This is a genomic window from Pseudomonas sp. MWU16-30323, assembly GCF_020515595.1.
Lineage (GTDB): Bacteria > Pseudomonadota > Gammaproteobacteria > Pseudomonadales > Pseudomonadaceae > Aquipseudomonas > Aquipseudomonas yamanorum.
In genome coordinates this window covers 21,371-27,374 of record NZ_JAIWYM010000047.1, presented here as the reverse complement: position 1 = coordinate 27,374, position 6,004 = coordinate 21,371, and the positions used below count along the sequence as shown (strand labels likewise).

General features: G+C 61.9%; 8 protein-coding genes. 1 reads left to right on the top strand and 7 read right to left on the bottom strand.

What is annotated here, in order from left to right; all coding sequences use genetic code 11:
- Positions 1-35: 35 nt before the first annotated feature.
- Positions 36-818: a class I SAM-dependent methyltransferase gene (locus LIY45_RS29170; protein ID WP_226478463.1), complete on the bottom strand. Its 783-nt coding sequence runs from the start codon at positions 816-818 to the stop codon at positions 36-38.
- 95 nt (positions 819-913) lie between these two features.
- Here LIY45_RS29170 and LIY45_RS29165 point away from each other — a divergent pair, with 95 nt between their 5' ends.
- Positions 914-1,534, top strand: coding sequence for an energy transducer TonB (locus LIY45_RS29165; RefSeq protein ID WP_226478462.1), 621 nt, complete (start codon positions 914-916; stop codon positions 1,532-1,534).
- A gap of 3 nt (positions 1,535-1,537) precedes the next feature.
- Here the strand turns inward: LIY45_RS29165 and LIY45_RS29160 are convergent, their stop codons facing one another.
- The 6 genes from LIY45_RS29160 to adk form a co-directional block, all read right to left on the bottom strand.
- Positions 1,538-2,236, bottom strand: coding sequence for an extensin family protein (locus tag LIY45_RS29160; protein ID WP_226478461.1), 699 nt, complete (start codon positions 2,234-2,236; stop codon positions 1,538-1,540).
- 6 nt (positions 2,237-2,242) lie between these two features.
- Positions 2,243-3,070 carry an isocitrate lyase/phosphoenolpyruvate mutase family protein gene (locus LIY45_RS29155; protein ID WP_226478460.1) on the bottom strand — a complete coding sequence of 276 codons (828 nt, stop codon included), beginning with the start codon at positions 3,068-3,070 and terminating at the stop codon, positions 2,243-2,245.
- A gap of 27 nt (positions 3,071-3,097) precedes the next feature.
- Positions 3,098-3,958, bottom strand: coding sequence for a DUF72 domain-containing protein (locus tag LIY45_RS29150; protein ID WP_226478459.1), 861 nt, complete (start codon positions 3,956-3,958; stop codon positions 3,098-3,100).
- Positions 3,958-4,269: a hypothetical protein gene (locus LIY45_RS29145; protein ID WP_226478458.1), complete on the bottom strand. Its 312-nt coding sequence runs from the start codon at positions 4,267-4,269 to the stop codon at positions 3,958-3,960. The genes LIY45_RS29150 and LIY45_RS29145 overlap by 1 nt, the downstream gene beginning before the upstream one ends.
- Before the next feature lie 160 nt (positions 4,270-4,429).
- On the bottom strand, positions 4,430-5,116 hold the full coding sequence (gene tsaB, locus LIY45_RS29140) for a tRNA (adenosine(37)-N6)-threonylcarbamoyltransferase complex dimerization subunit type 1 TsaB (protein WP_063032936.1): 687 nt from the start codon (positions 5,114-5,116) through the stop codon (positions 4,430-4,432).
- A 90-nt stretch (positions 5,117-5,206) separates the two neighbouring features.
- Entirely contained in the window at positions 5,207-5,854 is a 648-nt protein-coding gene (gene adk, locus LIY45_RS29135; RefSeq protein WP_017479444.1) for an adenylate kinase, read from the bottom strand.
- Positions 5,855-6,004 lie beyond the last annotated feature (150 nt).

Below are 6,004 nucleotides of genomic sequence, written 5' to 3'. Positions count from 1 at the left end.
GCAGCAACGGATATGTACTCAGCCCAAAACACCCCTCAGGACTTCAACGCCTTCTTCGGATAAATATCATACCGACTGGACTTCCCATCCAACGCATGACTCGGCTTCACCCCCTCAATACACGGCGCCTTACGCGGCCGCTTAACCACCACCCGATGGCTGGCCAAAGCCAACGCCGCCGCCAACAACGCCGGCGCATCCGGATCATCCCCCACCAAAGGCCGAAACAACCGCATCTCCTTCTTCACCAACGCAGTCTTCTCCCGATGAGGAAACATCGGATCCAGATAAATCACCTGAGGCGGCTCCCCCTCCCAGTTGCGCATCACTTCAATGGAATTGCCCTTGAGCAACTTCATCCGCGCCACAATCGGCGCCACCTCAAAATCCTCGGCCCCGCGCGCCAGACCATCCTCCAGCAACGCGCCAATCAACGGCTGCCGCTCGATCAGGCTCATCTCGCACCCCAAACTGGCCAGTACGAAAGCATCCTTGCCCAACCCCGCCGTAGCATCCAACACCCGCGGCCGCACGCCCTGCGCCACACCCACCGCCTTGGCAATCATCTGCCCGCTGCCACCACCGTACAGACGCCGGTGCGCCGCCCCACCCTCCACAAAATCCACCCGCACCGGCCCAGGCGCATCAGGTCCCAGCTGTTGTAACTGCAGCCCCTGCTCCCCCACCTGCAAGGCAAAGTCCGCCTCATCCAGCTGCAAAGGCAACCCAAGCTGCTCGGCCCACTGCTGGGCACGGGCCTGGAAACCTTCGGCCAAGGCCTCGACCCGAATGCGGCTGGCCGCTGGTTGTTCGCTCATCGGTGACTACGCTCAAAAATATTAAGGATCGGCGAAAAGCGGCCGATAAAAAAAGGATCAGGCATTTTGCCAGAGCTGAGCGACGATCGAGAGAAATGTCAGACATTCCTTCGCTATTTACCGGTGTACTGCCGACCCACAACCACTTCGGCCTGCGCAATACCCAAGCGCTGGCCGGCGTCAGTCATGTGTGGCAGGACTTCTTCGCCCAGGCGTTGGCCGAACAGCTCGGTGACACGCCGGGCGCGCTCGCCAAGTCCGTGGCGAAGCCGGTGGATCCGTCGGTTGAACCCAGTGAAGGCAGTGACCTGCTGTCGCAGATCGTCACCCAGCGCGCGTGCGACGTGAAAGACACCGAGATCGCCCCGCCCGAGCCGCTGTTCCTGCCCATCGCCGAATTCGAATTGGAGTTGCTGCCACCCGCACCGCCACCGTATCCGGCAGAAGAACTGGTCGCCCAGCAAAAGCAGCAAAACTTCGAAAGCGGTTGGGTGCGCCCTATCGTGCTTGCCGCCGGCCAACCGCTGCCCGAGCCGGGCCCGGCGCCTGCGCCACGCCCACTGCATCTGCCGATTGCCGAATTCGAACTGGACCTGCTGCCACCACCACCGCCGCCATTCCCGGCAGAAGAGCTGGTTGAGCAACAAAAAGCCCTGGACTTCGACAGCCGCTGGGCTCGCCCGCTGATTATCCACAACCTGCGCCTGGCCGCCTGACCCTCAGCGACACACCCACCAACGCCCCATGTCGAGATGAAAGTGGTTTCGGTGGGCGGCGTTGTAATCCGGGCTCAACACAACATTGAAATCCTTGCAGGCGCCGTCGCGCACCTGTCGCAGGAAACGCGCACTTTCGCCGTCACCCGGCCAATCCTTGAGCACATTGATGGTGCGCCCGTCCGCCAGGCGAAAGCCGGCGATGTCCAGGGCGTTGGCCGACGCATGCTGGCTGAGTCGCCCTTCGGCACGGTTGTAGATATTGCGACAGGCAAAGCTGCCGAGGTGATCGACCCGCGTCACGGCCTGGCCAAATACCGCCTGGGCCGCCGGCTGCAGGCTGTGCCGCTCGAACAGGGCGAACGCCACGGCCAGCGGGCAAGTGGCGAGAAAGCGGCTGCTCAGCCCCACCTCCGCCCCCTGGACCCGCAAGGTATTGCGCAGCGGGCAAGCAGCATCCGCAGGACTGTCCGCCTGATGGGTGACCCGCAGCCCAGAGGTTTTCAGCACCTGGTCACACAGCGCAGGGTCATCCTGCAGGCGCCCCAGTTTGAATCGGGTCAGCAGGTTCGGGCTTGCGCGAACGTCCAGCGGCGCCCACGGGTTCCAGTCATCGGGCAGCGGCACCCAGCCCCGCCACACGCCGACCAGCAGACCACTCGCCAACACGAGCAACACCCCCAATACCTTGAAGAAACCCACGATGCCTCAAGCCTTGAACAGTTGATTGGCCTGGCTGAACGGCATCGAGCGTTCGGTAAAGGTAAACGTACCCCGTTCATGAACCTCCTGGGCCGCCCTGAAGAACGCTCCATACGCCGCCAGGGCCATCGCCGAGCCAACACTGATGCGTTTGACGCCCATCTCGCTTAACTGCGCCACGCTGAGTTTCAGGGCGCCTGACATCAAGATATTCACGGGCTTTGGCGCAACCGCCTTCACCACCGCCAACACTTCCTTGGCACTGCGCAGGGCCGGTGCATACAGCACGTCGGCGCCGGCTTCGGCGTAGGCCTGGAGGCGGCGAATGGTGTCGGGCAAATCCAGCCGGCCATGCAGGAGGTTTTCCGCGCGGGCGGTCAGGGTGAAGGGAAATGGCAGGCTGCGGGCAGCGGCGACCGCGGCTTCGACGCGCTCGACAGACAGGTCAAAGGGGTAGATCGGGTCGACGGCAATCCCGGTGGCGTCTTCGATGGAGCCACCGACAATGCCAGTAGCAGCGGCGCGCAGGATAGTCTCGGCGCAACCTTGGGGCGTATCGCTGAACCCGTTTTCCAGGTCGGCGGCGACGGGCAGCGAGGTGGCCTGGACGATCGTCCCGGCATTGCCCAAGGTGTCTTCCAGCGACAACGCCCCTTCGGCATCCGGGCGGCCGAGGCTGAAGGCGAAGCCGGCGCTGGTGGTGGCCAGGGCTTCGAAACCCAGGCTGGCGAGCATTTTTGCGGAACCGGCATCCCACGGATTGGGCATCACAAAGGCACGGTCACGCTCATGCAGGGCCTTGAAGGCTTCGGCGCGAAGGGTTTGGGCATCCATGACTGACTCCTGTCGGGGAAAGGAGCCTTAGAGTAACCCCAGTTGCTCCGCTTCGGGTTCTCGATGCAGTGTGGGCAAGGCCGGCAAGCCAGGCAAACGCACCATCAGCTTTTCGTGAAAGCGCAGGGCCAGTTGGGCGGCCAGGCGATTGTCGGAGGTGTGCAGAAAGACATAGGGCGTGCGGCCCTCTTCGATCCAGCCGGCGACCTTTTCAATCCAGGGCACCAGGAACGGGTCATTGGCTTCCAGCTCCGGATGACCAATAAAGCGCACTTGTGGAAACTGCGTCAGCGCCGCCGGGCGAGGCGGCACCTTGGGCTTTTTCGATTGGGCGTGCAGCACGGCTGCGGAGGTGGACGTGCAACTGAACAGCGCGCGAGGGTCCAGGCAGATGCGCTCGACGCCACGGTCGCGCAGCAAGCGGTTGAGACTGCGCTCGGCGTCGCCCTTGGCGAAGAACTCCGAATGGCGCACTTCCACCGCCAACGGTCGCTCCAGTCCGTCGATAAACCCGGCCAATTCACCCAGGCGCTGCGGGGTAAAACTGGCCGGCAGTTGCAACCACAACGGCGAAATGCGCTCGCCCAACGGGCTCATCAAGCCAAGGAAACTTTCCGCCGCCGGCAACTGCTCAATCAGGTTGCCGCTGTGGCTGATGTCACCCGGAAACTTGGCCGTGAAGCGAAAATGTTCGGGCATGATGTCAGCCCAGCGCTGCACGGTGGCGACAGAGGGGCGGGCATAGAACGTGGTGTTGCCCTCAACGGCGTTGAAGACGTGGGAATACAGGGCGAGGTAATCGCTGGAACGGGCGTCGGCGGGATACAGGTATTCACGCCAGGCGTTTTCACTCCAGGACGGACAACCGAGGTAGTAAGGCAGCCGCATCAGATATGGATATCGAGGCCCAGCACTTCCATATCCCATTCGACAAAGCCGGCGGTGGTCAGGTAGCTGGCCAGGGCATTGGCGACGTTTTTGCTCATGGAGCGCGGGAAGACCATGTCTTGCTGGCGGGCAGGAACACCGCTGGTGCGTGCACCGCTGGACGCTTGGGAACGCGCTGAAACAGCGGAGGTGTCGGACTGGATTTCAACAAAGTCGGGCGAGTCTTCGACGGAGTCGTCTACCGTCACGTTCGCCTTGCGAGGCTTACGCTTGAGGGGGTAGGACTGTGATGAAAAGCCGTCTATGCGCATACATGCGAACTCGGTATCGGTGATGGCATTTTAGTGGCGCTTTCCATCGCGCGCAAATGCTCTGGTGATAACTAGAACACATAATTGGCAAAAGGTTTAAAAGCACGGAAAAATTCTGACGATTGGCGATTTTTTCCTGAATTTGCCCGCATTTTTGACGTCAAATAATGCCGCGTTCAGCCTTGGTCTGCGCCACTTTATCCCGCAGGTACACAGGGGCTGCCTGGTCGGCGGGAATCGCCTCGCCCCGCTCCCAGGCAAAGCGTGCCAAGGCCAGCAGGTCTTCGGCATGGGGCAACATTGCGGCATCCTGGCCGGCAAGCGTCACGCCAATGCGCTCGCCATAGCCCCAGCCGGTGCCGGCACCGAACCAGTCGCCGCTGGCATCAGCCGGCAAGGCCGCCGTTTCAGGCGGCAGCACGGCTTCAGCACCCACCAGGCGCATCTCGCCAGCGGTTTCGCGGTAGCACCCCCAATACACTTCGTCCATGCGGGCATCAATGGCCGCCGCGACCTGGCTGGCGCCGTGTTCGCGAAACGCCCGCTGCGCCAGCACCGCCAGGTTGGACACCGGCAACACCGGACGCTCCAGCGCAAACGCCAGGCCCTGGACCACACCGATAGCGATGCGCACGCCGGTAAACGCGCCCGGGCCACGCCCGAACGCAATGGCGTCCACCGCCGACAAGGTGGTGCCTGCGTCCAGCAGCAATTGCTTGATCATCGGCAACAGCTTCTGCGCGTGCAGGCGCGGGATCACCTCGTAGTGGCTCGTGACCTTGCCATCGTGCAGCAGGGCAACGGAGCAAGCTTCAGTCGCGGTGTCCAGGGCCAGCAAGGTGCTCATCGGTGTATGCATCCACATTGAAAAAAAAGTGCGTCAGTATAAACAACAACGGCCCGCAAGCGGGCCGTTGTCAATCCAGCGGATGAACGATCAGCTCAGCGCTTGCAGTACTTTGCCAGTGATGGCTTCAACCGAACCCACCCCTTCGATGTGGCTGTACTTCGGCTTGCCCTGGGCGGCCGAGAGCTTCTGGTAGAAGTCCACCAGCGGCTTGGTCTGGGAATGGTAGACCGACAGGCGATGGCGCACGGTTTCTTCGGTATCGTCTTTACGCTGCACCAGGTCTTCGCCGGTGACATCATCCTTGCCCGCTACTTTCGGCGGGTTGTAGACGATGTGGTAGACGCGACCCGAGGCTTCGTGAACACGACGACCGGCAATACGCTGCACGATCTCTTCGTCTTCAACGGCGATTTCCACCACGTTGTCCAGCTCGACGCCGGCCTTCACCAGGGCTTCAGCCTGGGGAATGGTGCGCGGGAAACCGTCGAACAGGAAACCGTTCTTGCAGTCGTCCTGGCTGATGCGTTCCTTGACCAGGTTGATGATCAAGTCATCGGAGACCAGGCCGCCGCTGTCCATCACGCTCTTGGCGATCAGGCCCAGCTCGGTGCCGGCCTTGACGGCCGCGCGCAGCATGTCGCCGGTGGAGATTTGTGGAATGCCGAATTTTTCAGTGATGAACTTTGCCTGAGTACCTTTACCGGCCCCGGGAGCTCCCAGCAGAATGACGCGCATCGATGTGCTCCTCAATTTTTTATAAAGATGACGCTCGGATTCGCCGCATGGGGCCAATCTCGGAAATTTTGGGTCCAGGCCGCACAAACGGCCAAAGGCTGATCAAGATACACAGCAGGCCCAAACCACACAAGCCGCCGAAAGTAGGAG

Excerpts from the sequence above, each read along its gene's own strand:
- LIY45_RS29170 (WP_226478463.1), bottom strand. The coding sequence starts at position 818 with ATGAGCGAACAACCAGCGGCCAGCCGCATTCGGGTCGAGGCCTTGGCC.
- tsaB (WP_063032936.1), bottom strand. The coding sequence starts at position 5,116 with ATGAGCACCTTGCTGGCCCTGGACACCGCGACTGAAGCTTGCTCCGTT.
- adk (WP_017479444.1), bottom strand. The coding sequence starts at position 5,854 with ATGCGCGTCATTCTGCTGGGAGCTCCCGGGGCCGGTAAAGGTACTCAG.
- LIY45_RS29165 (WP_226478462.1), top strand. The coding sequence starts at position 914 with ATGTCAGACATTCCTTCGCTATTTACCGGTGTACTGCCGACCCACAAC.
- LIY45_RS29145 (WP_226478458.1), bottom strand. The coding sequence starts at position 4,269 with ATGCGCATAGACGGCTTTTCATCACAGTCCTACCCCCTCAAGCGTAAG.
- LIY45_RS29150 (WP_226478459.1), bottom strand. The coding sequence starts at position 3,958 with ATGCGGCTGCCTTACTACCTCGGTTGTCCGTCCTGGAGTGAAAACGCC.
- LIY45_RS29155 (WP_226478460.1), bottom strand. The coding sequence starts at position 3,070 with ATGGATGCCCAAACCCTTCGCGCCGAAGCCTTCAAGGCCCTGCATGAG.